The organism is Pseudomonas sp. 44 R 15, assembly GCF_900004965.1.
Lineage (GTDB): Bacteria > Pseudomonadota > Gammaproteobacteria > Pseudomonadales > Pseudomonadaceae > Aquipseudomonas > Aquipseudomonas orientalis_A.
The window spans coordinates 209,667-236,659 of the sequence record NZ_CVTU01000099.1 but is presented as its reverse complement, the minus strand read 5'-3'; the positions used below and the strand labels follow the sequence as shown (position 1 = coordinate 236,659).

The following is a 26,993-nucleotide window of genomic DNA, read 5'->3' as shown; positions in this document are numbered from 1 at the left end:
GCCGACCTCTTGCAAGCCTTCCTGCGCGGTGCCGGCCTCGATCAGTTGCGTCTGGATCGGGCCGATGCCTGCGCCCAGATGGAAAGCATCGGCCGCAGCTACCGCCTGATGGTCGAAGGCCTGATCGACGTGTTGCGTGCCCGCACCAGCCTCAAGGGCGAATTTCGCATGCAGCAAACCATGATCCGCCCCGCCGAAAACAACCCGTTGAAATTCGCTCCGAATGCCGACGAAGCGTTACTGCTGCTGCTTCGTCACGGCAACCCGGCCTTCATGGCGCCGGACGTTGCCGTGCGTGACAGTTTCGACGACCTGCGCGCGCACCAACTGGCCGTGATGGCGGGTGTGGAAGCGGCGCTCAAGCACTTGCTGCTGCGCTTTGAACCGGCGCAATTGGAGGAACGCATGGGCAAGCCCGGTGGCCTCTCAAGTATTTTCAACGGCTCGCGCCAAGCCCAGTACTGGCAGCAATTCACCGAGCTCTACAGCAATATTTCCCGCGAGGCCCAGGAAGATTTCCAGGACCTGTTCGGCCGCGAATTCAGCCGGGCCTACGAAGCGCACAGTGCACGACAGCGACGCTGAGCCGCGTCGCAGTAATGGATAAAACGGATAGCTAAAAACGTCATTGAGGACGCAGGATGATTCCCAGGTTTTTACTTGCAGCCGCCACCGCGCTGCTGCTGACGGCGTGTGCCAAAGACGCGACCAAACCCGAAACCGCCGCCGACGCTGAAGCGGACACGGCCGCCGTCGAGCTGCATTTTCACGCGATCGCCGGGCTCAACCCCGGTGCCAGCGGGCAGCCCGCGCCCGTGCGGGTGCGCATTTTCGAGCTGAAAAACGCCGCGACGTTCGCGCGCTCCGACTACTTCGCCCTGGCTGACCGTGCGCAATCCACCCTTGGCCTGGACCTGCTGGACCAGGACGAAGTGGTGATCCAGCCCGGCCAGCAACTGAGCATTCAGCGCGATCTTGACCCGGCCACCCGGCAGATCGGCCTGCTGGTGGGCTACCGCGAGCTGGACCGTGCGCAATGGCGCGCCGTTATCAACGTGCCGCCACGCCAATACAGCGAATATCAGATCAGCCTCGATGTGCGTGCCGTGCGCGCCGACGTCGTGGCTACCCCCTCCAGCCCAGCCCAATAACAAGCAATCGGAGCCCCCATGTCCTGGAACAATCGCGTGGTCTGGTCGGAAGGCATGTTCATCGGAACGCAGCACTTCCAGCAGCATGACCGTTACCTGGAAAACCTGATCGACGCCCGCAGCCGCCCTTTGTCCGCGGGTGCCTGGGGTTTTTCCGAGTTGCTGATCGACCAGGGCCTGCTCGCCCAGGGCAAGCTGGCAATCGTGTCGGCCCGTGGCCTGCTGCCTGACGGTACGCCGTTCAATATCCCCCAGGACGATCTGGCGCCGAGTCCGCTGAACATCGACGACAGCCTGCGCGACGGCCTGGTGTACTTGGCCCTGCCGCTCAAGCGTGCCGGTGCGCGTGACACGGTGGATGAAGGCGAGGCGTTGGAAGCCGCGCGTTATGTGAGCCAGGTGCGCGAAGTGCGCGACGATAACGCGCCCTTCGAAAACCGCGCGCCGGTGGCCGTGGGTTCCCGCGCCCTGCGCCTGCTGACCGCCCAGGACGGCATCAGCGACTACGCCGCCATCGGGCTGGTGCGCATCAAGGAAAAGCGCGCCGACCGCGCACTGGTGCTCGACGACACGTACATTCCGCCCGTGCTGGATGTAGCTGCGAGCAAGCCGCTGACGGCCTTTCGCAGCGAACTGCTCGGCCTGCTGCACCAGCGTGGCGAAGCCCTGGCCGGCCGCGTGGTCGCGTCGGGTGCCGGTGGCGCATCGGAAATCGCTGACTTCATGCTGCTGCAACTGGTCAACCGCGCCCAGCCGCTGATCCAGCATGTGAGCCAGTTGAGTCCGTTGCACCCGGAGCGTTTCTTCAGTGAGCTGGTGAGCCTGGCCGGTGAGTTTTCGACATTCTCCACCTCTGGCCGCCGCCCCCAGGAATATCCGCAGTACCAGCACGACGATTTGGCCCTGAGCTTCACCCCGGTCATGGCCGCCCTGCGTGAGGCGCTGTCGATGCTGATCGACAGCAAGGCCACGCCGATTCCGATTGTGGAGAAAGCCTACGGTATCCATGTGGCGATGCTGGCGGACAAGACCCTGCTCGACAGCGCCAGTTTCATCCTCGTGGTACGCGCCGACGTGCCCGGCGAAACCCTGCGCGCGCGCTTCGGCCAGCAGAGCAAAGTCGGCGCGGTGGAGCACATCCGCGACATGGTCAACCTGCAATTGCCGGGCATCGGCCTGCTGCCATTGCCGGTGGCGCCACGCCAATTGCCCTACCACGCGGGCAGCACCTATTACGAGCTGGACCGCGGCAGCGAGCACTGGCAGCAGTTGAGCAATTCCGGCGGTTTCGCCTTCCACATCGCCGGGCAGTTCCCGGGCTTGAACCTGGCCTTCTGGGCGATCCGAGGATAATCCGCGATGCATCCCAATGATGATGACCGCACTCAGTTCATGCCGCGCCCGGGCGGCCGAGCACCCGAACCTGCGCGCGCGGAACCTGCACCGTTGTCGATGCCGGCCGCGCCGATGCTCACCGGCAAAAGCCAGGGCCTCAACCCGCTGGAAAGTGCCGCCGGCCCCTTGCTGGCCTTGCTGACGCGGTTGCGCAACACCATCGCGCACCCGGCGCCGGCCAGTTTGCGCGCGCAATTGCTGGCCTATCTGCGCCAGTTCGAAGAGCGCGCCGAAGCCGCCGGCGTGGCGCGCAACGAGGTGCTGCTGGCGCGTTACGCGCTGTGCACCGCCCTCGACGAAGCCGTGCTGAGTACGCCCTGGGGCAGTACCAGCGATTGGGGCAAACAGAGCTTGCTGATCACCGTGCACAACGAAGCCTGGGGCGGTGAAAAGGTCTTTCAACTGCTCGACCATTGCCTGCAAAGCCCACGGGAACGCCTGTACCTGCTGGAGCTGCTGTACCTGTGCATGTGCCTGGGGTTTGAGGGCCGCTACCGCGTGATGAACGACGGGCGCAGTCAATTGGAAGCCTTGCGCGAGCGCACTGCCGCCGCGATTCGCAGTGCCCGTGGCGAACACGAGCGTGAGCTGTCGCCGCACTGGCGCGGCGTGACCGTGGCGCGGGATCGCCTGGCGCAATTCATGCCGCCGTGGATCGCCGTGGCGATTGGCCTGGCGCTGTTGCTGGCGCTGCTGTTTGGCCTGCGCATGAAGCTGGCCTCGGATGCGGAGCCGGTGTTCAAGAATATCCATGCCCTGGGCGAGATCCCGGTGCAGGCCATCGACCGTCCGGTGGCGCAACCGAAAGTGATCGAGCGGCCGCGCCTGGCCGGCTTTCTGGCTGAAGACATCAAGGCCGGCCGCGTGGCTGTGGAAGACAAGGTCGACCGCTCTGTGGTGACGATTCGCGGTGATGAGCTGTTTGCGTCCGCCAGTTCCAGCATTGTCGATGACTACCAGCCGCTGATGCTGCGCATCGCCGACGCCATTCGCAAGGTCAAGGGTCAGGTGCGTGTCACCGGTCACAGCGACAACCGTCCGATTGCGACGTTGCGCTTCCCGTCGAATTGGGCGCTGTCCGAAGCGCGGGCCAAGTCGGTGCTGGAGATCCTGGCGGCCAAGACCGGCCAAGGTGACCGCTTCAGCGCCGAAGGCCGCAGCGACACCGAGCCGTTGGCGACCAACAGTACTGCCGAAGGCCGTGCCCGCAATCGTCGGGTTGAAATCACCGTATTGGCGGAGGGCGTCGAGTGAAGGCGTTTTTCAGTTTCATGATTCGCTGGGTGATCCCTGTGCTGGGGTTGATCGCCCTGGGCCTGATCATCTGGTTTGTCGGGCCGTTGCTCGACGTATTGGTGCCCGAGGGACGCCGCTGGGCGCTGATCATCCTGGTGTTCGCGCTGTGGATTGCCTACCGCGTGTTGCGCATCATCCAGGCCCGCCGCCAGGCCGCCGAAGTGATGCGCAGCCTGGCCGCCGAAACCCCGGCCGACCCCAACAGCGTGGCCACCGCCGAAGAGCTCTCGACCCTGCGCCAGCGCATGGACGAAGCCCTGACGCTGCTCAAGAAAGCCAAGCTCGGCGGCGACGAACGCCGCAATCTGTATGAGCTGCCGTGGTACGTGATCATCGGCCCGCCGGGTTCGGGCAAGACCACCGCACTGGTCAATTCCGGGCTGCACTTCCCGCTGGCGGCGCAATTGGGCGCCGGTGCTGTGCGCGGCGTCGGCGGCACGCGCAACTGCGACTGGTGGTTTACCGACCAGGCCGTGCTGCTCGACACCGCCGGGCGCTACACCACCCAGGACAGCAACTCCACAGTGGATAAAGCCGCGTGGCTGGGCTTTCTCGACCTGCTGAAAAAACAGCGCTCGCGTCGACCCATCGACGGCGCCTTCATCGCCATCAGCCTGTCGGACCTGCTGCTGGGTACAGACGCCGAGCGCGCCGCCCATGCCGCTGCGATTCGCCTGCGCATCCAGGAGCTGTACACCCAACTGGGCGTGCGCTTCCCGATCTACCTGATGCTGACCAAGCTCGACCTGGTGCCGGGTTTCATGGAGTTCTTCGACAACCTGAGCAAGGAAGAGCGCGCCCAGGTGTGGGGCATGACCTTTGCCCTGGACGACGGCAAGCACAGCGACAGCCCGCTGGTGCACCTGCAAAGCGAATTCGCCGGTCTGGAACAGCGCCTCAACGAACGCCTGGTCGAACGCCTGCAACAGGAACGCGACCCGGCGCGGCGCGACCTGATCTACGGTTTCCCGCAGCAATTCGGCGCCTTGAAGGACTGTCTGCAGAGCTTCCTTGAGGGCGTATTCAAACCCAATGCCTTTGAAGAGCGCGTGCTGCTGCGCGGCGTGTACTTCACCAGCGGTACCCAGGAAGGCAGCCCGATTGACCGCCTGATCGGCACCATGGCCCAGAGCATGAACCTGGACCGCCAGCACCTGGCGCGCCAGAGCGGCACCGGGCGCAGTTACTTCATCGAAAAACTCTTCACCGCCGTGGCCTTTGCCGAACGTGGCCTGGTCGGGGTCAACCCGAAAGTCGAGCGGCGCCGCAAGTGGCTCGCCCGGGGTGTCCTCGCGGCCACGGTGGCCTTGGTGGTGGTGGTCAGCAGCCTGTGGTGGGTGAGTTATCGCGCCAACCAGGCGTATATCGCCCAGGTCGATCAGAAGGTCGCACCCCTGGGCCAGACCGTGCAGAACCTGAGCCCGGCGCAGCGTGACGTAGTGGCCGTGCTGCCCTTGCTCAACGCGGTGAAGCACCTGGCCGGGGATTCGCCAAGCTGGTCAGAGGGGCTGGGGCTGTACCAGGGCGACATGCTCGAAGCCGAATCTGCAAGCGTCTATCGCAAGTTGCTGATCGCGGTCTTCGCCCCGCGCCTGGTCACGCGCATCGAAGAGCAACTGCACGGCGGCGGCAACTCGGACTTCCTCTACGAAGGCCTCAAGGCCTACCTGATGCTGGCCGACAACGAGCATTACGACCCGGACTTCATCAAGGCCTGGATCGCCCTCGACTGGGACCGCAACCTGCCACGCGACCTGCCGGCCGATCAGCGCCAGGCCTTGACCGGGCACTTGCAGGCACTGTTTGACCGTCACCCACCGAATGCGCGTCTTGACCCACGCCTGATCGACGACCTGCGCCGCCAACTGCAACAACTGCCGGTGGCCCAGCGTGTCTACGACCGGGTCAAGCGCCAGAAACTGCCTGAAGGGGTACCGGACTTTCGCCTCAACGAAGCGGCCGGCCGTGATGCCGCACTGGTGTTCAGCCGCAAGAGCGGCAAGCCGTTGGGCGAGCCGTTGAGCGGGTTTTTCACCGCCAAGGGCTATCGCCAGGCGTTTTTGCTGAGCAGCCTGAACCAGACCGGCACCCTGGCTGAAGAGCAATGGGTACTGGGCCAGGCACAGGCCGACCAGCAGAACGTGGTCAGCCTGGCCGCCGATGTGCGCCGCCTGTATTTCCAGGACTATCAGCGCCAGTGGGACGCGTTGCTCGCCGACATCGACTTTGTGCCGATCACCAGCGTGGCCCAGGCTGCCGATGTGCTGCGAGTGATTTCCGGCCCCACCTCGCCGTTGAAGAAACTGCTGGTGGCAGTGGCCAGGGAAACCGACCTGCAGGCCGAAGAGCGCCAGTTGGCCGCCAAGAGCGTGCCGGTGGAGGGCGGCGTCGACAAGCTCAAGGAGCGTCTGGGCAGCCTGCTGGGCCAGGAGCAGCCGAGCGCCAGCGCGCCCGCAGCGGCGGATGATCCGGTCACCGCGCACTTTGCCGAACTCAACAGTATCGTCAGTAAAAACGAAGGCGAGCCGGCGGCTATCGACGGACTGCTGGCGGATATGAATGCGCTGTATGTGCAGGTCAGTGCAATGGTCGGTGCCAGCGGCGATGCGTTGCTTGGCGAAGCGAAGAACCAGGCGGCGGCTGCGGCCACGCGGGTCAGCCTGAATGCCGAGCGCCAACCGCCGCTGGTGCAGGGCATGGTCAAGTCGGTGGTCAATTCCACCACCAACAGCATGATGGGCGGGGTGCGTAACCAGCTGAACGCGGCCTGGGCCAGCGAAGTGGTCAACGTGTATCGCCAGTCCCTGGCCGGGCGCTACCCGATGTCGCCCGGCAGTGCGCGGGACGCGACCCTGGATGACTTCGGCCAGTTCTTCGGCGTCGGCGGGGTGATGGATAACTACTTCCGCAAGTACCTGCAGCCCTATGTGGACACCTCGGCGCAGACCTGGCGCTGGCAGCCGGGCGCGGCGCAGAAGCTCGGTATCGCGCCGGGCGTGCTGCAGACCTTCCAGCGCGCGGCGGCTATTCGTGATGCGTTCTTCAGGTCCGGTGGCACGCAACCTGTGGTGCGCTTCGAACTCAAGCCGGTGTCGATGGACCCGACCATCACCCAGTTCCTGCTGGACCTCGACGGCCAGCAACTGAGCTACGACCACGGCCCGAGCCGCCCGGTGGCGATGCAATGGCCGAACCCCGGCAGCATTGGCGTGGTGCGTATTTCCATCATGCCGCCGTCGGCCAGCGGGCGTTCCGGTGTGACGCTGGACGGCCCGTGGGCCTGGTTCCGCCTGCTGGAGCAATCGGACCTCACCCCCGGCAACTCGCCGGACCGTTTCAACCTGCGCCTGCGGGTCGACGGCGCGAGCATCGCCTACGAATTGCGCGCCAACAGCGCCTTCAACCCGTTCAAGAGCCGCGTGCTCAGCGGCTTCAGCCTGCCGGAGCGGCTATGACGACGCTGGGTTTCTACGGCAAGTTGGCCAGTCGCGGTGACTTTGTCAGCCGCGCCTTGCCCCAGAGTTTTATCGGCCCCTGGGACAGCTGGCTGGCGGCGGGGCTGCTCGCCAGCCAGAACAGCCTGGGCGGTGACTGGCTCAACGCTTATCTGGTCAGCCCGCTGTGGCGTTTTGTGCTGGCGCCCGGGGTGTGCGGACCGGATGCGGCGGCAGGTGTGGTGATGCCGAGTATCGACCGGGTCGGGCGGTATTTCCCGCTGGCCGTGGTGGTGTTGCTCGACCACGACACCAACCCCGCGTCTCTGGTCGGCGGGCCGGATGCCTGGTTTGAGCAGGCCGAAGAGCTGTTGCTCAGCACCCTGGACAGTGGCGCTACCTTCGAAAGCTTCAATGCCGGCCTCGACGCCCTGGGCGTTCCGGCGAGTGAGCCGCGTGCGGTCGACAGCCGTTTCGCCGGCCTGCAGCGCGTGGCCGCCACCGAGCCCCACGGGCGCATCACCGCGCTGGCCGAACAAGCCTGCGAAGGTGCCAGCCTGTGGTGGGGACGCGGTTCGCAGCGTATTTCTCCCGGTTTATTACGGTGTCAGGGCTTGCCTGCCGCCAGCGATTTTGCGCAGTTTCTGCTCGGACAAGAAGGTGTGGTGTAGATGGGGGCAACTTACAAATCCGCGAGCAAAAGCCATGTGGGCATGGTCCGCCAGGTCAACGAAGATGCGTGCCTGGAGCTGCCGGAGAACCGCCTGTGGGTGGTCGCCGATGGCATGGGCGGGCACGCGGCGGGGGATTACGTCAGCAGCCTGATCGTCGACAGCCTGCGCGCCGTCCCGGTGGGGCGCTCCCTCGACGAATACGCGGCCGCCTTGCGCAACGACCTGATCCGCATCAATGCGGCGGTACGTGAAGAGACCGCCAACCGTGGCGTGACCATGATGGGCAGCACCGTAGTGGTGCTGGCCGCGCGCGGCTTGCGCGGGGTGTGCCTGTGGGCCGGTGACAGTCGCCTGTATCGCCTGCGCGACGGTGAGCTGGAAAGCCTCTCGCGCGACCACAGCTACGTGCAGGACCTGCAAGACAGCGGCCTGCTCAGCGAAGCCGATGCCCGCGTGCACCCACGGGCCAATATCGTCACCCGCGCAGTGGGCGTGGAAGCGCAACTGGACGTGGCGTCGGTGGAGCTGTTGATCGCCCCCGGCGACAGCTACCTGCTGTGCAGCGACGGCCTGACCAAGACCGTCGAGGATCATGAGATTGGCGAAGTGCTCGGCCACGACGCACCGGATGAAATCGTGCGCAGCCTGGTGCACCTGGGGCTCAATCGCGGCGCGCCGGACAACATCACCACGATCGTTGTGAAGGTCTCCTCATGAAGATCGAGATCCCGGGCTATGTCATCGAAGGCGAGATCGGCGAAGGCGCCATGGCCAACGTCTACCTGGCGACCCAGCGCTCGCTGGAGCGCAAGGTGGCGTTGAAGGTGATGGCGGCAGCGCTGGCGGCCGATCCGACGTTCTGCGAACGCTTCCTGCGCGAGGGCAAGACCCTGGCGCGCCTGTCGCACCCGCACACGGTGACCATCCATGACATCGGCAATGTCGGCGAGCTGTATTACATGGCCATGGAGTACCTGCCCAACGGTACGCTCAAAGAGCGCATTGCCGCCGGGCTGACCCCGGAGCAGGGCGTGACGCTGATCCGCCAGATTGCCTCGGCGCTCGGTTATGCCCATGCCCAGGGGCTGGTGCACCGCGATGTGAAGCCGGCGAACATCCTGTTCCGCGCCGATGGCACGGCGGTGTTGTCGGACTTCGGTATCGCCAAGTCCCTGGACGACCGCACCCAGTTCACCCAGGCCGGTTTCGCCGTGGGCACGCCGAGCTACATGAGCCCGGAGCAGGCACGCGGTCAGGAGATCGATGGTCGCGCCGACCTGTATGCGCTGGGCGTGGTGCTGTACGAGATTCTGGTCGGCGAGTTGCCCTACCGCGGAACCGATGCGCTTTCGACGGCGCTCGCGCACCTGACTGAGCCGTTGCCGGAATTGCCGGTGCACCACGGCCGTTACCAGGAGGTGCTGCGCAAGCTGTTGGCCAAGGACCCGGCGGAGCGTTATCCGGATGCCGACGCATTAGTGCTGGCCCTGGACAACCTGCCGGCGGACTCGTCGGAGGCCACCTTGGTACGGCCGCTGCCGATCCCGCTGAGTTTTGACTTGGCGGGCATCACGCCTGTCACCGTCGACATACCCACCGACAAACCGCAGCCGCAGCCGATAGTGCGCCAACCGGTCGTGACGCCAACGCAGCACAACGCCCCGTCCGAACAGCGCCGTGGGCCAGTGTTGGCATTGGCCGCCGTGGCGGTTGCGGTGGCACTGGCCATCGGTGGTGCCAGCTATTGGTGGTTGAGCGGCGCCGACGAGCCGGTCAAGCCGCCCGCTGCCGTGGTGCCTGAAAAGGCGCCTGCAGCGGTGCCGCCAGCGGCGGTCGCGGTGGCTGATGGCGGCCAGCGTCCGTTATTGATGGCCGGCAAGAAAACCCTGTTCCAGCGCGTGCTCAGCAAGCCCGGCGCCAAGCTTTCAGCGGACGCGGGCAGCGCGCCGGGCAAGGCGCTTCCGGCGTTTTCCGTGCTCTACGTCTACCAACGCAAAGACATCGACGGCAGCCCTTGGGTACGTGTCGGCGCCGCCACCGACGGGCGCAGCGACGGTTGGCTGCCGGCCGCCCAGGTCAGCGACTGGAAGCAAAGCCTGGTATTGAAATTCACCGAACGCTCGGGGCGTGCGCCAGTGATGTTCCTGCGCCAGTCCGGCGAGGTGGAAAAACTGCTCGCCGATCCGGCTGCGGCGAAAAGCGCGTTGGCCAGGGCGCAGAACAACCGCGAGGACAACCAGCAAGTCCTGGCCCTGGAACCCACCGCCAGCGCGGTGCCGCAAAACCAGTTCTACCTGTTGCCGATTTTTGATTCCAAAGAGAGCTTCGACGAAAACGGCCAGCCGGTGCAGCTGCTCAACGTGGCGTCCATCGACCCTGGCAGCAGCGCAGTCGCCAGGCCTTCGGCGCCCGCAATCAATGCCCATGCCGACGCCTTCCGTACCGCCGTGGTGCTGGTGGTCGACACCACCGTGTCGATGCAGCCCTATATCGATCAAGTGCGCGATGTGGTCCACGAGCTGCAAACACGCATCGCCGAGCGCGGCGAGTTGGACAGCGTCAGCTTCGGCCTGGTGGGCTTTCGCAACAGCATCAAGAAAACCCCCGGCCTGGAATATGTGGCCAAAACCCTGATCACCCTCGATCAGGGCCGCGATCCGCAGCGTTTCCTCGACCTGGCGCGGCAGGTCAAGGCCTCGACGGTGTCCAGCCACTCGTTCAACGAAGACGCGTTTGCCGGCGTGATGCAGGCGGTGGACGGCATGGACTGGTCCGGCTACGGCGGGCGCATCATCCTGCTGGTCTCCGATGCCGGCGCGCTGCGCAAGAACGACCCGTTCGCGGCCACCCAGATGAACGAAGCCGAAGTGCGTCAGGCGGCGCTGGGCAAGCAGATCAAGATCTACGCGCTGCATCTGCGCACCGATGCCGGCAAGAAAACCCATGCCGGCGCCGAAAGCCAGTATCGCGTCCTCACCGCCGACGCCAACCCGCAGATCGGCGACCTGTACACCCCGGTGCCGGGTGGCGATGTGCGCAAGCTGGGCGAGCGCGTCGATGAGATCGGCACGGTGTTTGCCAACCTTGTGCATCAGGTGCGCAGCAACGCGCCGCAGCCGGTGCCGTTACTCAGTGCCGCGCCGAGCCTGGCGGACAAATCCGCAGCCGTCGGTTATGCCATGCACATGGACTTCCTCGGCCGCAAGACCGCCAGCCAGGCGCCGCAACTGGTCAGCGCCTGGACCGCCGACCGCGACCTGACCAACCCGGCGCTGCCGGCGTTCCAGGTGTGCGTGATGCTGACCAAGCTGCAACTCAACGACCTGCAACAGTCGCTGAAGTTGATCGTCGATGCGGCGCGCAAGACCCAAAGCTCGCCCAAGGACTTCTTCCAGGAAATCGCCAGCGCCTCGGCCTACATGAGCCGTGACCCGCAAGCCCTGCGCAAGGGCGGCAACCTGGCCGACGGCGGCCTGTTGGGCGAGTACCTGGAGGGGCTGCCGTACCGCAGCAAATCGCTGAACATGACCCAGGACCTGTGGTTGTCGTTGAGCGTGGCCGAGCAGGAGGATTTCATCGACGAGCTGGATTCGAAAATCCGTCTCTACGAGACCTTCCACAATGACCTGGCCAACTGGGTACGGTTCGGCGATGCCGAGCCGGGCGATGCGTTGTACCGCGTGCCGTTGTCGACGCTGCCGTGATGCTGAGCCTGAACGCGGTGCACAAGAGCCGGGGCGTCGGCAGCCAGCGCTACAGCCTGATAATTCCGGCGCTGCACCTGCGCGCGGGTGAGCAACTGGCGATTGTCGGGCCCAGCGGCTGCGGCAAGAGCACCTTGCTCGATATGCTCGCACTGGTGCTGGCGCCGGACCGGATCGGGCAGTTCGAACTCAACCGGATCGACATCGATGGGCTGTGGCGCGCCGACCGGCAAACCGATCTCGCCCAGTTGCGCAGCCGGCATTTGGGCTATGTGCTGCAAACCGGCGGGCTGCTCGAGTTTCTCGATGTGCGCGGCAATATTGCCTTGCCCCGGCAGTTGCTGGGTTTGAAGGACGACGGCAGCGTGGTGCACCTGGCCGAGCAATTGCAAATCAGCGATCAACTGCACAAGCGTCCGGCGGCGCTGTCGGTGGGCCAGCGCCAACGCGTGAGCTGCGCCCGCGCCCTGGCCCATGCACCGCAACTGGTGTTGGCCGACGAGCCGACGGCGTCCCTCGACCCGCTCAATGCCGAGCGCGTGATGCAAGCCCTGCTGGCCCAGGCCCGTGAACACCGCGCCGCCTGTGTGATCGCCACCCATGATGAACCCCTGGCCCGCGCCAGTGGCTTGCAGGTGCGCCGCATCGGTTGCCGTCGCGATGCCGACGGCGGTGTCACCGCGACGCTCGGGGAGGCCTGCTGATGCGCATCGGCCTGGTGGCGTCCCTTGCCTGGCAGGACTACCGCAACGATGCGTGGCTGTCGGCCTGCTCGGTACTGGCGCTGGTGGCAGTCATCGCGCCGTTGCTGGTGTTATTTGGCCTGAAATTTGGACTGGTTGGCAGTTTGACCCAACGCCTGGAGACCGACCCCGCGACCCGTGAAATTATTCCGTTGGGCGGCGGTCGATTCAGCAGCGCTTTCGTCGAGCAGCTTGGCCGGCGTAGCGATGTGGCGTTTGCCATACCGCGTACGCGGCAGATTGCGGCGACCGCGCAAGTGGGTGGCCTGGTTTTGGAAATGCTGCCGACCGCGCCGGGTGACCCGCTGCTGGCCGGCTTGCCGATCCCTGAGGGCCTGGACCAGATCGTGCTCAGCCACACCGCCGCCGAGAAGCTCGCGGCGCGGCCCGGCGACTGGCTGGAGACGCGCTTTGCGCGGCAACTGGCGGGGCGCGTCGAGGCCCAGCGGACGCGGGTGCAGGTGCGCGCGGTATTGCCGTTGGAGGCCTTTGCCCGTGACGGGCTGTTTGCGGACCTGGTGTTGCTGGAGGCGGTGGAAGATTATCGCGATGGCCGCGCCGTGCCGGCGCTGGGGTGGGCGGGTGACACCGTGGCGGTGGGCGAGCAGCGTGTGTACCCGGCGTTTCGCTTGTATGCGCGCGGACTCACCGACGTGGAACCGCTGCGCCTGTATTTCGCCGGGCAGAATCTGCTGGTGTCGACCCAGGCGCAGACCATCGCCCAGGTGCAGTCGTTGAGTCGTAACCTGTCGGTGGTCTTCTGGATCATCTGCGGGTTGGCCTTGGCCGGTGCGTTTGCGGCGACCTTCGCCGGCGCGTTGGCGGCGGTGGCGCGCAAGCGTCGGGAGTTGTCAGTGTTGCGCCTGCTGGGGTTTTCCACCGCCGCGTTGTTGCTGTTCGTGGTGCTGCAGGCGCTGTACAGCGCGAGTGTTGCCGCGGTGCTCAGTGCCGGGTTGTATGGCCTGGCCGAGGCGGGTTTGAACCGATTATTCGTGCAGGTGCCGGGCGAATACGCCAGTCATCTGTTGGCGCGTCACTACGGCCTGGCCCTGGCTGCCGTGCTCGGCGTCAGCGCCGTGGCGGCGGCGTGTGGGGGTTGGCGAGTGGCGCGTATCCAGGCTTCTGAAGGAATCAGAGATGTTTAAGTTACTGGGCGCCTGTATGGCGCTGAGCCTGGCCTCGCTGGCCTGGGCCGATGAGGCAAGCGACAAGCTCGACAACCCCAAGCCGTTGCCGGACGACGTGAGCCTGCCGCTGCCGTGCGAAGGCCAGATGGTGTTCCGCTACGCCTATGTGTTGGCCCAGGGCACCCTGGACGACCGCGAGGTCAGCCTCGGCTATCCCTTTGCCGAAGGCGAGGCGGGCTACCAGCAATCGTTTATCTCCGGTTACCGGCGCGACTTCATCAATGGCCAGTTCACCCTCAAGGATCTGCCGAAAGACTGGAACAAGGTCATCGCGCCGCTGATGCCCAAGACCGACGCCAAAACCCCGCTCAAGCCGATGCTCTACTTCATCGGCAAGTACGAAGTGACGGCCCGCCAGTACGCCCAGGTAATGTCCCAGGCGCAGTCCCTGGCCAGCGGCGAGCCGGCCCCTGCCTGCGATGCGCCTGAGGGCATGGCCGGGCGTCTGCCCAAAGTGAAATTGTCGCGTTTCGAGGCCGAGCGTTTCTCGGCGGTGTACAGCGCCTGGCTGATGAAATACCACCGCGAGTTGCTGCCGGTGAGCGGCCGTGGCGCCTCGGCCGACGATGGCGGCCTGGGCTTTGTGCGCTTGCCCACCGAAGTGGAGTGGGAGTACGCCGCGCGCGGTGGCCAGGCAGTGAGTCGTCAGGATTTGGAAGGGCGCCTGTTTCCACGCCGCGTCGAGGGCAGCGAAAGCGACGGGCCACTGGGCGATTACGCCGTGTTCAACCAGGTCGCCGGTGGCACCGGGCAGGCCGCGCGGTTGATGCCCATCGGCACCAAATTGCCCAACCCGATCGGTATGTTCGACGTTATCGGCAACGCTGCGGAAATGGTCCAGGAATCCTTCCAGCTGGTGCACGCCGGGCGCCGCCAGGGCACCTATGGCGGCTTCGTGGTCAAGGGCGGCAATTACCTGGAGGGCGAAGGCACGTTGTTCACCGGCATGCGCCGCGAATACCCGCTGTTTGCCGCCGACGGCACCGAGCAAAGCAACGAGACCACCGGGTTTCGCGTGGCGATTGGCGCGCTGTCGGCGCCGCGTTCGCGCTACAAGGAACTGTTCGCCCAGTGGCAGAAAGAAGGTCGCCTCGCCTCGCTGACCGACGCCATCGACGACGCCCAGGACCCGACCAAGCGCCTGGACAGCATCATTGCCGCCAGCGTCGATCCCAAGCTGCAAGCCGAACTGGGACTGGTCAACGAAGAACTCAAGCGCAACGTGTCGCTGATCGCCCAGCAGCGCGAAGAGGCGGCGGGCAACCTGATCCAGTCCGCTGCGTTGGTGGCCGAGACCATCAGCAACTACAACATCCGCCTGGCCAACCTGCAGAAAAGTCGCCAGCAGGCTGTGGATAACAAGGACACGGCCAGCGCGCAGTTATTTGACATGGCCATTACCAATGGGCGCAGCGCGCTGGATGGTGCAGTGTCGATTTACATCGACAACCTGGCCACCGGCACGCGCTACACCGATGCGGTGATCCAGGCCCAGTTTCAACGGATCAAGGAAGAGTTGGATCGCAAACCGGTGCTCGGCAAGAGCCTGGTGACGCGCGCAACACTGTTCGTTCGCCATGTCGGCAACTACCGCAAGCAACAGCGGGCCGACCCGGCAACGATCTTGAAGGAATTGCTCGCAGCAAGCGGTCAGCGGTCTTGATCGTTGGCTGTCCGGCGAGCTTGGAAGGGACTCAGACGGCGGTGGGCCGTGCTGGGCAAGTCAAACTTAATAGAGATCACACCTATGCTTTTTTCCCGTAAGTCGGTTTCCAAGCGTCACCTGCTGCTGATCGCGGCCGGTTTCAGCACCGTGCTGACCGGTTGCGCTACGTCGCCTGCGTCCAAGGTCGCGTCGAGCACCAAGGTCGAGTACTACCCGAACTGCTACGAGCCGGTGCAGCACCTGCGCGCCACCGACTCGAACATGACCAAGTCGGTCGTGACCGGTGCCGCGATCGGCGCGGCAGGCGGTGCATTGCTCGGCGCCCTGACCGGCGACAAGGAAAAGCGCGGCCGTAACGCGGCTATCGGCGCAGCGGGCGGTGCCCTGGCGGGCGGCGCGGCGGGCTACTACACCGAGCGTCAGAAGCAGATCGCCGATGACAACCAGCGCATCGCTTCCTACTCCACCGACTTCAACAAAAGCGCCTCCGACATCGACCGCAGCACCGCCTATGCCAAGGCTTCGCAGCAGTGCTACCAGAGCGCATTCACCAAGCTGGTGGCAGACCGCAAGGCCAAGACCGTCAACGACACCGAAGGCCGCAAGCGCCTGGCGGAAATCGTGGCAGGCTTGAAGGAATCCAACGACCTGATCGTTGCGGTCAACGGCAAAGCCAGCGAAGACCTGAACAACTACACCCAGGCCTACGAGAAAGACCTGCAGCAAGTGGGTGTGCAGCGTAACGACGTGGTCACCGTCGCCACTGCCGACACCACACCGGTCGCGCCGCCGGCCAAAGGCAAGAAAGTCGTCAAGCCGCCGAAAAAGAAAGTGCTGCCTGTGGTGCCAAAAGAAGCGGTGACCACCGAGAAGAGCATCCAGACCGTGCAGGCCAAGCAAGCTGAAAGCAAGCAGGTCGCCAGCGCCGGCAAGGCTCAGCTCGAAGGCAGCTGCCGCGATCCAAACCTGGCCGACTGGGCGCCGGTGCCTTGCCCTAACGTTTAAGCAACATGTTGCTATAAGCGTTAAACGCCAACCGATCTCCCGCTAAAGCGCGAGATCGGTGGCGTTCTCTTTGCAAATCGTTACACTGCTGCGGCCACTCAATAATTACACCGAGGCCGTGTGCATGAAATTTCGTCTTCTCCTGTGGGTGCTGGGCCTGATGATGGGCAAAGCCAGCCGCACCAATCCCGCCTTTCAGCAGCAGCTGGGTGACAAAGACCTGGCCTTCCAGTTGCAGACCCTCGACGGCAAGGTTGCCCGTCACTTCATCGTCAAAGACCAGCGCATCACCAGCCACTCGGGCGTACACCCGACGCCGGCGTTCGCGATTGCGTTCAAGGATGCCGCCTACGGCTTCGCCACGATGCAGGCGAAGAACAAGCAACTGGCGTTCATGACGGGGATTCAGGACAAGTCGATCCAGATCAAGGGCAACCCGGCGCTGGTGATCTGGTTCCAGGGGTTGACCAAGTATTTGAAGCCGAAGAAAAAGAAGTAGGCCTGATCGTTCCCACGCTCTGCGTGGGAACGCCGCTTTGGACGCTCCGCGTCCGCTCTTAAGGGGTGACGCGGAGCGTCACGGGATGCATTCCCACGCGGAGCGTGGGAATGATCAGAACTCGATCAATTAGGCCAGTTCAGCTTGCCCCGAGACGGTGACTACTCGATCAGCCAGCAACTGTGCCAGCTCGATTAACTGCGTAACGCCCAGCAGTTCCTCTCGTTTCGGTCCTTCAAGGTCAAAGGCCAGGTCGCAACTCAGCGCATTGGCCGAGGCGAGTGTTTCGCTGAGGTTGACCAACAGATCTTCAGTGCTGATTCCATCGGCCACGGTAAATAGCCGCACGGGGGGATTTGGGGTGGGTTTGATCATGGTGAAACTCCGGAGATATTAAAGGAGCTGCCATTGATCGCCGCGACGCGATGGGGGTGGCAGCTGTACGCAGGTTCGCGGACCGACTCTCCAGAACATCGGCATACCCGAAGGTATCCCGCGCACAGCCGCCATAGCGCCGCACAGTAGACGACAAAAAAGCGCCAACTGAAAGGACACGATGACGCTTTGGCGTCTGAAGAAATACGGGCCGCGACGCCCGACCGCTGTGTGTGCAGCGGTGTACGGAGACTAGGGATTGAGTGTCCTAGGGGCAACCTCAACGCCTTGTAAGACGTTTCTGTTTATCCCAATACCTGGCCGAACGGACAGTTGTTTGGCTTTGCGCCAGCCCAGCTGAAGAAAAAGAAGTAGGCTTTCAGGGAGACCGAGTTGGATTCATCGGGGGCAAGCCCCCTCCCACAAACGGCCATATTCCAAGGCCGGAACGCGATCAAATGTGGGAGGGGGCTTGCCCCCGATAGCGGTTTTACAGGCTATCGATTCAGCCCTGACTGAACTGGGAGGCCAGTTCGCGGAGCAGCACCTCGGCATCCAGCACCTTGCCCACCACTTCCTCAGCCTTCTCACGGCTCAAGCCCAGGCGCTCAAGCAGCGCATCCGGAATCGCCTCATCCGGCCCGGACCCAATCCCCCGGCTACGCAACAGGCGCACGGCCAGGCATACCAGGTTCGGGTATTCAGCGTACTGCCCGTCATAGGTGGGGTCGTGCTGGAAGCGCAGCGCGGTGGACAGCTCGTCCGGCATGTCCCAGTAGCGCATCAACCACGCACCGATCTGTTCGCGGCTGATACCGAGCAGGTGTTGCTCGATATAGCTGTGGCACACATGCGGGTTGACCTCCAGGTGGCGGCAGATCAGCGAGAAGTGCGGCGGGAATACGTGGGCCAGCAGCAGGTAGCCGAAGTTATGCAGCAGGCCGGCGAGGTAGGTCAGGCCGGCTTCGGGGCGCTGGGCGCGGGGCATGGCGCGGGTCAGCCCTTCAATCACGGCGGCGGTGTAGATTGATTGGTGCCAGTACGGCGTGGACTGGTGCGGGCGGTCCTTGGGCAGGCTCAGGGTTTTACCCAGGGCCAGGCCCAGCGCCAGGTTGATCACCAGATCGAAGCCCAGCACCCGCACGATGGCGTCTTCCACCGAGCGGATCTTGCCCGGCGAAGCGTAGTAGGGTGACGCTGCCCAGCTCACCACCTGGGCGGCCAGGGCCGGGTCGGTTTCAACTACGCCGGTGATGTCATCGATGGTGGCGTTGGGGTCGACGCGCAGTTTGATGATCTTCTGCGCGGTATCGGCCAGCGGCGGGATCTCGATGGTCGCTTCCAGGCGTTGCTGAATACGGCGGGCGGTGAAGGCCTGCATCGCCTGGGTGATTTCCTCGCGGTCATCATTGGGGCGGTCGAGGTTGGGGCGAATCTTGCTCAGCGGCTCGCCGAACTGCGCGGCGCTGGCTTTGGTCAGCATGGTCTTGAAGTGCTCGCTGGCGATTTCCAGCAGCAACCCGGCTTCGCCCGAATGCACCAACAGGCTCGACTCGTTGAGCAGGCTGCCTTCATACAGGCAAGGCGAACTGGTGAGTGGCGGCAGGCCCGGCAGCAGGTTCAGTTCGTGTTTGCCCAATATGCGCTCAACGCGCTCCGGTGCCACGGCGGTGAGGCGGCGCCCGGTGAGTTCGGTAAGGCGGTTGAGGTCGAGCAACTGGCTCTGGGGGAACAGCACCATGAGTTCGCCCACAGCATCTTCGAGCAGTACCGCCTGGACCTTTCGCGCAGGGTTCAGGCCAGGCTGTTCGATGACTTCCGTGTAGGGAATGGCGAGCTTTGCGAGCAGCGCCCGAATGACCGGCGGGGCGGTCAGTGGGGCTGTAGCGAGGGCGACTTCTGACATGGCCTGATCCAATTTCGTACAGTCACCGAAGTATAACCAGCTTGTTACACCTGTTGGTTGACTAACTTCGGTTTGTGATCGGGTGCGCGGCCCTTGTAGGAGCGAGCTTGCTCGCGAAAATCGTTAACGATAACGCTGGCATTCTGGATGACCGCGTCGTCAGGGTGGTTTTCGCGAGCAAGCTCGCTCCTACAGGGGGAGGGGCGTCAGACCTGGCCGTATTGCTGCCCGTGCCGCAGCCAGCGGTTGAGCAACGGGCTGACATGCTCCGGCCAACGCTCCAGCAGGGCTTGCGCTGCGTCGCGCACGGCGGGCAGCAGGTCGGCGTCGCGCATCAGGTCGGCGACCTTGAATTGCAGCAGGCCGGTCTGGCGGGTGCCGAGCATTTCGCCAGGACCGCGCAACTCGAGGTCTTTTTCGGCAATGACAAAACCGTCGTTGGTTTCGCGCATGATGCCCAGCCGTTGGCGGCCGATCTGCGACAGCGGCGGGTGATACAGCAACACGCAATGGCTGGCGGCGCTGCCCCGACCGACGCGGCCGCGCAATTGGTGCAGTTGAGCCAGGCCCAGGCGCTCGGGGTTTTCAATGATCATCAGGCTGGCGTTGGGCACGTCCACACCCACTTCGATCACAGTGGTGGCCACCAGCAATTGCAGGTTGCCGGCCTTGAACTCGGCCATCACCGCAGCTTTTTCGGCCGGTTTCATCCGGCCGTGGATCAGCCCCACCTTGAGTTCGCCCAGGGCGCTGGTGAGGTCTTCATAGGTGGTTTCGGCGGCCTGGCAGGTCAGCTCTTCGGACTCTTCGATCAGCGTACACACCCAGTACGCCTGGCGGCCTTCGGCGCAGGCGCCGCGCACCCGCTCGATCACTTCGACGCGCCGCGTGTCGGTGACCAGCACGGTGTTGACCGGCGTGCGGCCGGGCGGCAGTTCGTCGAGGATCGAGGTGTCGAGGTCGGCGTAGGCGCTCATGGCCAGTGTGCGTGGGATCGGCGTGGCGGTCATGATCAATTGGTGCGGGTTCATGCGCCCGCCGACGCCTTTCTGGCGCAGGGCCAGGCGCTGTTGCACGCCGAAGCGGTGCTGTTCGTCGATGATCACCAGCGCCAGGTTCTTGAACTGCACTTCGTCCTGGAACAGTGCATGGGTGCCCACCACCATGGGCGCGCCGGCGGCGATTTGCTCGAGGGAGGCCGCGCGGTTCTTGCCCTTGAGCTTGCCGGCCAGCCACGCGACTTCCAGTCCCAGCGGCTCGAGCCAGCGTTTGAAGGTGATGAAGTGTTGTTCAGCGAGAATTTCCGTGGGTGCCATCAGCGCGACCTGGTAACCGGCTTCCAGGGCCTGCAAGGCGGCGAGGGCGGCGACCACGGTCTTGCCCGCGCCCACATCGCCCTGGATCAGGCGCAGCATCGGTTCCTGCTGGCTGAGGTCGTAGGCAATCTCGTTGCCGACGCGTTGCTGGGCGCCGGTGGGGGCAAAGCCCAGGTTGGCCAGGTATTGCGCGGGCAGGCGCGTGGCCTTGGGCATCGCCGGAGCGCGCAGCGAGCGCATGCTTTCGCGCAGGCGCTGCTGGGACAGTTGATGGGTCAGCAATTCTTCGAAGGCCAGGCGATGCTGCGCCCAGTGATGGCCGAGGGCGAGCTCGTCGACATCGGCGTCGGCCGGCGGGTGGTGCAGGTAGCGAATCGCATCGGCCAGCGGTGCCAGTTGATAGTCGCGCGCCAGTTCCAGCGGCAGCCAGTCGGGCAGGCTTTGCGGGCCGAGCATCGTCAGGGTCTGCATGCACAATTGACGCAGGCGTTGCTGGGTGAGGCCTTCGGTCAGCGGGTAGATAGGCGTGAGGGTGGTGTCCACCGGAGGCGGTTCGTCGCCGGTTATGGCGCGGTACTCCGGGTGGTAGATCTCCAGGCCCGAGGCCCCCGGACGCGCTTCGCCGTAGCAGCGCACGCGGGTGCCGCGCTTGAGGCCTTCTTTCTGCGCATTGCTGAAGTGATAGAAACGCAGGCTCAGGCCGCCGGTACCGTCCTGCAGGCGCACCACCAGGCTGCGGCGCTTGCCCATGACCACGTCGGCGCCGCTGACAGTGCCTTCGATCACCGCGTCCTGACCAGGGCGCAAATGGCCAATGGGCACGACCCGGGTGCGATCCTGGTAGCGCAGCGGCAGGTGGAACAGCACGTCCTGAAGGTTTTCCAGGCCGACCTTGGCCAGTTTCTCGGCCATGGCTTCACCGACACCCTTGAGTGCCGTCACCGGCACCTGCGACAGCTCTGTCATACCGTTACTTAGCTCGCAGCAGGCGGTTTGGCCACCGAGCACAGGCGGATCGAGTCGGCGAGGATCTCAATCGCCTTGGGGCGCGGGAAGCTGGCGCGCCAGGCGATGGCCACGGTGCGGAAGGGCACCGGTGGCGTGAGTGGGCGCACTTCGATCACGCCGGGGGCGTAGTGATGGCTGTCTACCGCCGACAACGGCAGGATCGAAATACCCAGGCCGGACGCGACCATATGGCGAATGGTTTCCAGGGAGCTGGATTCCACCGTGGTGTGCTTGGCGCCGTCGTTGCCCTTGGTCAGTGTTGGGCAGGCTTCCAGGACCTGGTCGCGGAAGCAGTGGCCTTCACCGAGCAGCAGCAGGCTCTTGTCGTTGAGCAGACCGGCGTCGATGCTGTCCTTTTTGGTCCACGGGTGGGAGGCCGGCATCAGCACATAGAACGGCTCATCGTAGAGCGGCAGCGTCAGCACATCCGCCTCATTGAACGGCAGGGCGATGATGATCGCATCCAGCTCGCCGTTGCGCAGTTTGTCGCGCAGGACGTGGGTGAAGTTTTCTTCGATATACAGCGGCATCTGCGGCGCGACGCGGTGCAGTTGCGGGATCAGGTGCGGGAACAGGTAGGGGCCGACGGTGTAAATGGCGCCGACCTTGAGCGGTGCGGTCAGCTGGTTCTTGCCGGCCTGGGCCAGTTCGCGAATGCTTTGCGCCTGCTCCAGCACTTTCTGGGCCTGGGCAACGATGCCTTCGCCCACGGGGGTGAGGCGCACGGCGCTTTTGCTGCGCTCGAAAATCAGTACACCGAGTTCGTCTTCAAGCTTTTTCACGCCCACCGACAGCGTCGGCTGGCTGACGTGGCAGCGCTCGGCCGCGTGGCCGAAATGCTGTTCCTGGGCGAGGGTCACGATGTAGCGTAATTCTGTAAGAGTCATAGCGGGCGTCCATGAAGTTGCGGGCCAAGCATACCGGCTGCAATCGATAGACGCACGTTATCAGAACTTTGCTGGGGATTGAGCGTGGAGTGGCGGGAATTTTGCTGAAGCGAGCAAGCGAATGTGGGAGGGAACGCGCCCCTCCCACATTGCCCGGCTAGCGGCGCCGCTTGTCGATGTTGTAAACAAACGGTGCGACGAGTTCCACACTGCCGTTTTTCAACAGGTCGGCTGGCGGTTTGGGCAAGGGTTGAGCCTTGCGGATCATGTCCAGCGTCGCGCGGTCCAGGTCGGCGTTGCCGGAGCGGCCTTCCAACTCATAGGACAGCACATTGCCTTCGCCATCAACCACGAAGCGCAGGCGGTTCATGCCTTCCTTGCCACGCTGCTGCGCGCCCGGCGGGTACTTCTTGTACTTCTGCAGGTGTGCCAGCAGGGTACTTTGCCAGGATGCCTGGGCGGCCATCTGTTGTGCAGATGGGCCGGGGGCGGGCTGCGCTGATTTTTGCGCAGGCGCGTTGCTCGGCGGGGTTTCGCTCGGTGGCTCCTCGGAAGGTTTTTCCTTGGGCGGCTCGGGCTTCTTCTCCACCGGCTTGGGCGGTTGAGGCTTGGGCTTGGGCTTGACCGGCTTGGGCACCTGGATCGTTGGCTTGGGCGCCTCGGCCAGTTTCGGCAGAGGCAGCTCCTCGACCGGTGGCGGCGGTGGCGCAACGACCTTGGGCGGTGCCGGAGGCGGCGGTGGCGCCGGCAAGGGTGCCAGGTCGATGACCATCGCGGCCGGCGGCAACTGGATCGCCTGGGGCGCGGACCATTGGAGCGCGATGATGATCGCGACGGCATGCACGCCCAGCACGACTGCGAGGCTGGTGCCATAACGCGTCAGTTTGTGGCGCGTCGTGATCATTTCTTGGCTGCCGTCTCAAGTCCGACCAGGCCTACCTTGAGGTAGCCGGCTGCCCGTAGGGCATCCATCACGCTCATCAGGTCGCCGTAGTCCACGCCCTTGTCGGCCTGGAAGAAGATCGTCGTGTCTTTCTTGCCTTGGGTCTTGGCGTCGAGCACCGGCCCCAGGGTTTCAGCCTTGACTTCTTCTTCACCCAGGAACAGACGTTGGTCCGCTTTCACGCTGAGGAAAATCGGCTTCTCCGGCCGTGGCGCCGGCTTGGCGCTGGAGGCGGGAAGGTCGACCTTGATATCCACGGTGGCCAACGGTGCGGCCACCATGAAGATGATCAGCAGCACCAGCATCACATCGATAAACGGTGTGACGTTGATTTCGTGGTTCTCGACGAGCTCGTCGTCGCCTTGATTCAAATGCAGGCCCATGGCCGATTACCCCACTTTCACCATGTGCGGTTGCGAGCTGCGCTCGGTAGGCAGGTGATCGAGGTCGCGGCTGACCAGCAGCAGGACTTCTGCCGAGGCATCCGACACCTGGGCCTTGTAGCCGGCAATCGAACGGGCGAAGACGTTGTAGATCACCACCGCAGGAATCGCGGCAACCAGGCCCAGGGCGGTCGCCAGCAGGGCTTCGGCGATGCCGGGGGCGACCACGGCGAGGTTGGTGGTCTGGGTCTTGGCGATGCCGATGAAGCTGTTCATGATGCCCCACACGGTACCGAACAGGCCGACGAAGGGCGCAGTGGAACCGATGGTGGCCAGCACGCCGGTGCCGCTGCTCATGTTACGGCCGCAGGCGGCAACCAGGCGCTCAAGGCGGAAGCTGACACGCTCCTTGATGCCTTCTTTTTCGCGGGTGTTGGCCGACAGGCGCATTTCTTCCAGCGCGTCGTGCACCAGGGTATTGGCCAGGGTGCCCTTCTTGGTCGCGGTTTCACTCGCTTCCTTGAGGGTGGTGGCTTTTTTCAAGTGGACGATTTCAGTGCGCAGGCGACGCTTGGCGCCCAGCAGCTCGAAGCCTTTGGCGATCCAGATGGTCCAGGTAATGATGGAGGCGATGGCCAGGCCGATCATCACGGCTTTCACCACCCGGTCGGCGTTCTGGTACATGCCCCACGGGGACAGGTCGTGTGCCATGCCCAGGGTGTTGTCTTCTTCCAGCACTACGCCGGTTTCGTCGGCAGGTGCTGCAGCCGGGGCCTGGTCGGCGGTTGGCGCGGCGGCTGGAGCAGCCGGAGTGGCGGCGTTCTGCTCGGCAGCGGCTGGAGCGGCAGGTGCGGTGGCATCAGCGAAAGCGGCGGTCGGCGCCAGCAGTATGCTGAACAGCATCGCAGCAATCGCACGCCAGGCGCGGGATGGGCTGTGAGGCTTGGTTGGCGAAGCGGGGTTTGTATTACGTGTCATGCTGGCCGGACCTGAGTGAAAATAAAGGGTTGATCGTCCTGCCAGACCCCTGTGGGCCGAGGACAAATGGGTGGTTATTATTGCAAGTAATTCTTGTTAACTAAAGTGGCACTGTTACTTTATTTCGCTTTTTACTGGCCGTTGATCCTCTCGCGCGGCTAATCTGGGCCTTTGAGAATGGAGTTTTATGATGTCTGCGCCTTCTGTTGTGATTGTCGGTTGCGGTGATGTGGGTAGTCGGCTGGCTAGCCAATTGCTGGCCGGAGGATGGGAGGTTCATGGCCTGCGCCGCGATATTTCACGCCTTCCCGAGGGCGTTATCGGCATTGCCGGCGACCTGTTCAATAAAGACTGCCCTGAGACCTGGCCGATCGGCGGGGTGGATTACCTGGTGTACTGCGCCGCAGCCACTGACCACGACGAGGCCGGCTATCGCGCAGCGTATGTGCAGGGTTTGAAGCATGTGCTGGAGTGGTTGCAGGATTACGGCCAGGCGCCCAGGCATCTGTTGTTCGTGTCCAGCAGCAGTGTGTACGGGCAGCAGAATGGCGAGTGGGTCGACGAAACCTCTGAAACCCGGGCCAAAGGTTATTCCGGCCAGGTCATGCTCGAAGCCGAGCAGGTGGCGCTCAACAGCGGCATTCCGGCAAGCGTGGTGCGATTGACCGGCATTTACGGCCCGGGCCGTGAGTGGCTGTTGACCCAGGTTCGCCAGGGTTACCGCGTGGCGATCGACCCGCCTTTATATGGCAACCGGATTCACGCGGATGACGCGGCGGGTTTGCTGGCGTTTTTGCTGCGTCATGTGGAGCAGGGCGATTCGCTGGACAAGGTCTATATCGGCGTCGACGACGCGCCCGCACCCTTGGCCGAAGTGGTGGGCTGGTTGCGTGAGTATCTGGGCGTGACAGAGTGGTCCGAGGACGCCAGTGTGCGGCGGGCGGGCAGCAAGCAATGCAGTAATGCGCGGGCCAAGGCGCTGGGTTGGGCACCGACCTATCCGACTTACCGTGAAGGGTATGCCGCTATTTTAAAAGGCTGAATACGATTAAAGAGTTAAGCGTACACCGCCATCTGTAGGAGCGAGCTTGCTCGCGAAAAACTCACAGGCACCGCGTTCATTCAGAAAGCACGCGTTATCGTTGACGTTTTTCGCGAGCAAGCTCGCTCCTACAGACCGGCATTAGGGCAAGCCCCCTCCCACATTTAGCTGCGTATCTGGTCGGTTATTACTTTTCAAGCAACCATTGGCGAGGGCCAGGCGTGAACTGCGGCACTTCATCCGCTTGCGCCGTGTTGATCGCCTGGAAAATCTCCAGTTGCTTGCCCTTGCGCGCAAAGATCCACGGATTGCCCACGCCGTTCAGTTGCAGCCAGATGCTGTCATAACCGCCGCTCATCGAGGCGCAATCGCCCGCCAGGCATAGGGAATAGCGGTCCACACCAGGCAGGCCGACAATCTTGCCATCAGCCTGGAATTGTACGGTGGCGCCATTGCCGACACCGTCGGTGATCTTCCAGTCCCCGCCCATGTAGGCCGCATACAGCGCCCGTTCGAAGTTGGCGCCCAGTGGCGCGCCCTCTGGAGCCGGGTCCTTGGGGCGCATGAACAGTTGCTCAGGCTCATTGTCGTTGGCCACCTGCAGCAGCTTTTTGCCTCTGCGCTTGAGTTCGGTGGCAGCGCTGCCGTAGAACTCCACGCTCCAGGCGCCGGGCTTGTCAGTCAGCAACTTGCCTTCCGCTACTTCAAAACCGTTGTAGTAGCGTGCCTGCAAGGCCTTGGTGTTGACCTCCCATTCCAGGTTCGGGCCAAAGGTCTGCAAGGCTTCGCGCAAAGGGCCGCCCTTGGCTGCCGCATCGATGGCGGCCTGGTTGACCCAGGTCCCGCTGACATCCAGATTGGCAGGGTTGCTGGCACAGCCGCCGAGCAGCAGGGCGAGCAACGAAGAGGCTACAAGCGCTTTGCGCATGACTAAATCCTTCTGAAACAAAGTCGGCGCAGCGATTGAAGCTGCGCCGGGTGTTTTTACTCGATGACCAGAATCGCGTCCATTTCAACCTGCGCGCCCTTTGGCAGGGCAGCAACACCGATGGCGGCGCGGGCCGGGTACGGCTGTTCGAAGTACTTGCCCATGATCTCGTTGACCTTGGCGAAGTGGCTCAGGTCGGTCAGGAAGATGTTCAGCTTGACGATGTCCTTGAACGAGCCGCCGGCCGCTTCAGCCACGGACTTGAGGTTTTCGAAGACCTGTACGGTCTGTGCCTCGAAGCCTTCCACCAGTTCCATGGTCTTTGGGTCCAGCGGGATCTGGCCGGACATGTAGACGGTGTTGCCCGCCTTGATCGCCTGGGAATAAGTACCGATGGCGGCCGGGGCTTTGTCGCTGGTGATTACTGTCTTGGTCATGAATGACTCCTTGTAATGGGCGATGGCTTGTTGGCA

General features: G+C 64.0%; 23 protein-coding genes. 14 read left to right on the top strand and 9 right to left on the bottom strand.

Going from position 1 to position 26,993, the window contains the following annotated elements; translation table 11 throughout:
- From tagH to BFP93_RS17255, 13 genes are all read left to right on the top strand, one after another.
- A partial coding sequence (tagH, locus tag BFP93_RS17315; RefSeq protein ID WP_141687984.1) for a type VI secretion system-associated FHA domain protein TagH occupies positions 1–585 on the top strand: 585 nt, incomplete at its 5' end.
- A 56-nt stretch (positions 586–641) separates the two neighbouring features.
- Entirely contained in the window at positions 642–1,151 is a 510-nt protein-coding gene (gene tssJ / locus BFP93_RS17310; RefSeq protein ID WP_065886923.1) for a type VI secretion system lipoprotein TssJ, read from the top strand.
- 18 nt (positions 1,152–1,169) lie between these two features.
- Positions 1,170–2,504 (top strand): type VI secretion system baseplate subunit TssK, encoded by a 1,335-nt coding sequence (gene tssK / locus BFP93_RS17305; protein WP_065893988.1) that lies wholly within the window; start codon positions 1,170–1,172, stop codon positions 2,502–2,504.
- A gap of 6 nt (positions 2,505–2,510) precedes the next feature.
- Positions 2,511–3,800, top strand: a complete 1,290-nt coding sequence (locus tag BFP93_RS17300) for a DotU family type VI secretion system protein (RefSeq protein WP_065886925.1) — start codon at positions 2,511–2,513, stop codon at positions 3,798–3,800.
- On the top strand, positions 3,797–7,297 hold the full coding sequence (gene tssM / locus BFP93_RS17295; protein WP_065893987.1) for a type VI secretion system membrane subunit TssM: 3,501 nt from the start codon (positions 3,797–3,799) through the stop codon (positions 7,295–7,297). Before BFP93_RS17300 ends, tssM begins: the two co-directional genes overlap by 4 nt.
- On the top strand, positions 7,294–7,947 hold the full coding sequence (tagF, locus tag BFP93_RS17290; RefSeq protein ID WP_065893986.1) for a type VI secretion system-associated protein TagF: 654 nt from the start codon (positions 7,294–7,296) through the stop codon (positions 7,945–7,947). Before tssM ends, tagF begins: the two co-directional genes overlap by 4 nt.
- Positions 7,948–8,667: a PP2C family protein-serine/threonine phosphatase gene (locus BFP93_RS17285; RefSeq protein ID WP_065893985.1), complete on the top strand. Its 720-nt coding sequence runs from the start codon at positions 7,948–7,950 to the stop codon at positions 8,665–8,667.
- Positions 8,664–11,654 carry a serine/threonine-protein kinase gene (locus BFP93_RS17280; RefSeq protein ID WP_065893984.1) on the top strand — a complete coding sequence of 997 codons (2,991 nt, stop codon included), beginning with the start codon at positions 8,664–8,666 and terminating at the stop codon, positions 11,652–11,654. The genes BFP93_RS17285 and BFP93_RS17280 overlap by 4 nt, the downstream gene beginning before the upstream one ends.
- Positions 11,654–12,358, top strand: a complete 705-nt coding sequence (locus BFP93_RS17275) for an ABC transporter ATP-binding protein (RefSeq protein ID WP_065893983.1) — start codon at positions 11,654–11,656, stop codon at positions 12,356–12,358. The genes BFP93_RS17280 and BFP93_RS17275 overlap by 1 nt, the downstream gene beginning before the upstream one ends.
- Positions 12,358–13,542: an ABC transporter permease gene (locus BFP93_RS17270; RefSeq protein WP_065893982.1), complete on the top strand. Its 1,185-nt coding sequence runs from the start codon at positions 12,358–12,360 to the stop codon at positions 13,540–13,542. Before BFP93_RS17275 ends, BFP93_RS17270 begins: the two co-directional genes overlap by 1 nt.
- Positions 13,535–15,247 carry a formylglycine-generating enzyme family protein gene (locus tag BFP93_RS17265; protein ID WP_065893981.1) on the top strand — a complete coding sequence of 571 codons (1,713 nt, stop codon included), beginning with the start codon at positions 13,535–13,537 and terminating at the stop codon, positions 15,245–15,247. The genes BFP93_RS17270 and BFP93_RS17265 overlap by 8 nt, the downstream gene beginning before the upstream one ends.
- 84 nt (positions 15,248–15,331) lie before the next feature.
- Positions 15,332–16,255 (top strand): type VI secretion system-associated lipoprotein TagQ, encoded by a 924-nt coding sequence (gene tagQ / locus BFP93_RS17260; protein ID WP_065893980.1) that lies wholly within the window; start codon positions 15,332–15,334, stop codon positions 16,253–16,255.
- 124 nt (positions 16,256–16,379) lie between these two features.
- On the top strand, positions 16,380–16,754 hold the full coding sequence (locus BFP93_RS17255) for a hypothetical protein (RefSeq protein ID WP_057723695.1): 375 nt from the start codon (positions 16,380–16,382) through the stop codon (positions 16,752–16,754).
- Between the two features lie 129 nt (positions 16,755–16,883).
- Here BFP93_RS17255 and BFP93_RS17250 read toward each other — a convergent pair whose 3' ends face one another.
- The 7 genes from BFP93_RS17250 to exbB form a co-directional block, all read right to left on the bottom strand.
- Positions 16,884–17,129, bottom strand: a complete 246-nt coding sequence (locus BFP93_RS17250) for a DUF6124 family protein (protein ID WP_065893979.1) — start codon at positions 17,127–17,129, stop codon at positions 16,884–16,886.
- Positions 17,130–17,634: 505 nt separating this feature from the next.
- The gene (locus tag BFP93_RS17245; protein ID WP_065893978.1) at positions 17,635–19,035 is read right to left on the bottom strand and encodes an aminoacyl-tRNA deacylase and HDOD domain-containing protein; all 1,401 of its coding nucleotides are present in this window, start codon (positions 19,033–19,035) and stop codon (positions 17,635–17,637) included.
- Positions 19,036–19,241: 206 nt separating this feature from the next.
- Positions 19,242–21,317: an ATP-dependent DNA helicase RecG gene (gene recG / locus BFP93_RS17240; protein WP_065886936.1), complete on the bottom strand. Its 2,076-nt coding sequence runs from the start codon at positions 21,315–21,317 to the stop codon at positions 19,242–19,244.
- A gap of 8 nt (positions 21,318–21,325) precedes the next feature.
- Positions 21,326–22,246, bottom strand: coding sequence for a hydrogen peroxide-inducible genes activator (locus BFP93_RS17235; protein WP_057723306.1), 921 nt, complete (start codon positions 22,244–22,246; stop codon positions 21,326–21,328).
- Positions 22,247–22,403: 157 nt separating this feature from the next.
- Positions 22,404–23,150 carry an energy transducer TonB family protein gene (locus tag BFP93_RS17230; protein ID WP_065886937.1) on the bottom strand — a complete coding sequence of 249 codons (747 nt, stop codon included), beginning with the start codon at positions 23,148–23,150 and terminating at the stop codon, positions 22,404–22,406.
- On the bottom strand, positions 23,147–23,572 hold the full coding sequence (gene exbD, locus BFP93_RS17225; RefSeq protein WP_003195519.1) for a TonB system transport protein ExbD: 426 nt from the start codon (positions 23,570–23,572) through the stop codon (positions 23,147–23,149). The genes BFP93_RS17230 and exbD overlap by 4 nt, the downstream gene beginning before the upstream one ends.
- 6 nt (positions 23,573–23,578) lie before the next feature.
- Positions 23,579–24,550, bottom strand: coding sequence for a tonB-system energizer ExbB (exbB, locus tag BFP93_RS17220; protein ID WP_065893977.1), 972 nt, complete (start codon positions 24,548–24,550; stop codon positions 23,579–23,581).
- Positions 24,551–24,740: 190 nt separating this feature from the next.
- On the opposite strand from exbB, the gene BFP93_RS17215 reads away from it, so the two are divergent.
- The gene (locus BFP93_RS17215; RefSeq protein WP_065893976.1) at positions 24,741–25,592 is read left to right on the top strand and encodes an SDR family oxidoreductase; all 852 of its coding nucleotides are present in this window, start codon (positions 24,741–24,743) and stop codon (positions 25,590–25,592) included.
- A gap of 187 nt (positions 25,593–25,779) precedes the next feature.
- Here BFP93_RS17215 and BFP93_RS17210 read toward each other — a convergent pair whose 3' ends face one another.
- Positions 25,780–26,520: a hypothetical protein gene (locus tag BFP93_RS17210; RefSeq protein ID WP_065893975.1), complete on the bottom strand. Its 741-nt coding sequence runs from the start codon at positions 26,518–26,520 to the stop codon at positions 25,780–25,782.
- Positions 26,521–26,576: 56 nt separating this feature from the next.
- Complete coding sequence (locus BFP93_RS17205; protein WP_003176922.1) at positions 26,577–26,957, bottom strand: RidA family protein; 381 nt, start codon at positions 26,955–26,957, stop codon at positions 26,577–26,579.
- Positions 26,958–26,993: the final 36 nt, after the last annotated feature.

Bases quoted from the DNA above. Each gene is read 5' to 3' on its own strand.
- tssJ (WP_065886923.1), top strand. From the start codon at position 642: ATGATTCCCAGGTTTTTACTTGCAGCCGCCACCGCGCTGCTGCTGACG.
- tssK (WP_065893988.1), top strand. From the start codon at position 1,170: ATGTCCTGGAACAATCGCGTGGTCTGGTCGGAAGGCATGTTCATCGGA.
- BFP93_RS17300 (WP_065886925.1), top strand. From the start codon at position 2,511: ATGCATCCCAATGATGATGACCGCACTCAGTTCATGCCGCGCCCGGGC.
- tagF (WP_065893986.1), top strand. From the start codon at position 7,294: ATGACGACGCTGGGTTTCTACGGCAAGTTGGCCAGTCGCGGTGACTTT.
- BFP93_RS17285 (WP_065893985.1), top strand. From the start codon at position 7,948: ATGGGGGCAACTTACAAATCCGCGAGCAAAAGCCATGTGGGCATGGTC.
- BFP93_RS17280 (WP_065893984.1), top strand. From the start codon at position 8,664: ATGAAGATCGAGATCCCGGGCTATGTCATCGAAGGCGAGATCGGCGAA.
- BFP93_RS17275 (WP_065893983.1), top strand. From the start codon at position 11,654: ATGCTGAGCCTGAACGCGGTGCACAAGAGCCGGGGCGTCGGCAGCCAG.
- BFP93_RS17270 (WP_065893982.1), top strand. From the start codon at position 12,358: ATGCGCATCGGCCTGGTGGCGTCCCTTGCCTGGCAGGACTACCGCAAC.
- BFP93_RS17265 (WP_065893981.1), top strand. From the start codon at position 13,535: ATGTTTAAGTTACTGGGCGCCTGTATGGCGCTGAGCCTGGCCTCGCTG.
- tagQ (WP_065893980.1), top strand. From the start codon at position 15,332: ATGCTTTTTTCCCGTAAGTCGGTTTCCAAGCGTCACCTGCTGCTGATC.
- BFP93_RS17255 (WP_057723695.1), top strand. From the start codon at position 16,380: ATGAAATTTCGTCTTCTCCTGTGGGTGCTGGGCCTGATGATGGGCAAA.
- BFP93_RS17250 (WP_065893979.1), bottom strand. From the start codon at position 17,129: ATGATCAAACCCACCCCAAATCCCCCCGTGCGGCTATTTACCGTGGCC.
- BFP93_RS17245 (WP_065893978.1), bottom strand. From the start codon at position 19,035: ATGTCAGAAGTCGCCCTCGCTACAGCCCCACTGACCGCCCCGCCGGTC.
- recG (WP_065886936.1), bottom strand. From the start codon at position 21,317: ATGACAGAGCTGTCGCAGGTGCCGGTGACGGCACTCAAGGGTGTCGGT.
- BFP93_RS17235 (WP_057723306.1), bottom strand. From the start codon at position 22,246: ATGACTCTTACAGAATTACGCTACATCGTGACCCTCGCCCAGGAACAG.
- BFP93_RS17230 (WP_065886937.1), bottom strand. From the start codon at position 23,150: ATGATCACGACGCGCCACAAACTGACGCGTTATGGCACCAGCCTCGCA.
- exbD (WP_003195519.1), bottom strand. From the start codon at position 23,572: ATGGGCCTGCATTTGAATCAAGGCGACGACGAGCTCGTCGAGAACCAC.
- exbB (WP_065893977.1), bottom strand. From the start codon at position 24,550: ATGACACGTAATACAAACCCCGCTTCGCCAACCAAGCCTCACAGCCCA.
- BFP93_RS17215 (WP_065893976.1), top strand. From the start codon at position 24,741: ATGTCTGCGCCTTCTGTTGTGATTGTCGGTTGCGGTGATGTGGGTAGT.
- BFP93_RS17210 (WP_065893975.1), bottom strand. From the start codon at position 26,520: ATGCGCAAAGCGCTTGTAGCCTCTTCGTTGCTCGCCCTGCTGCTCGGC.
- BFP93_RS17205 (WP_003176922.1), bottom strand. From the start codon at position 26,957: ATGACCAAGACAGTAATCACCAGCGACAAAGCCCCGGCCGCCATCGGT.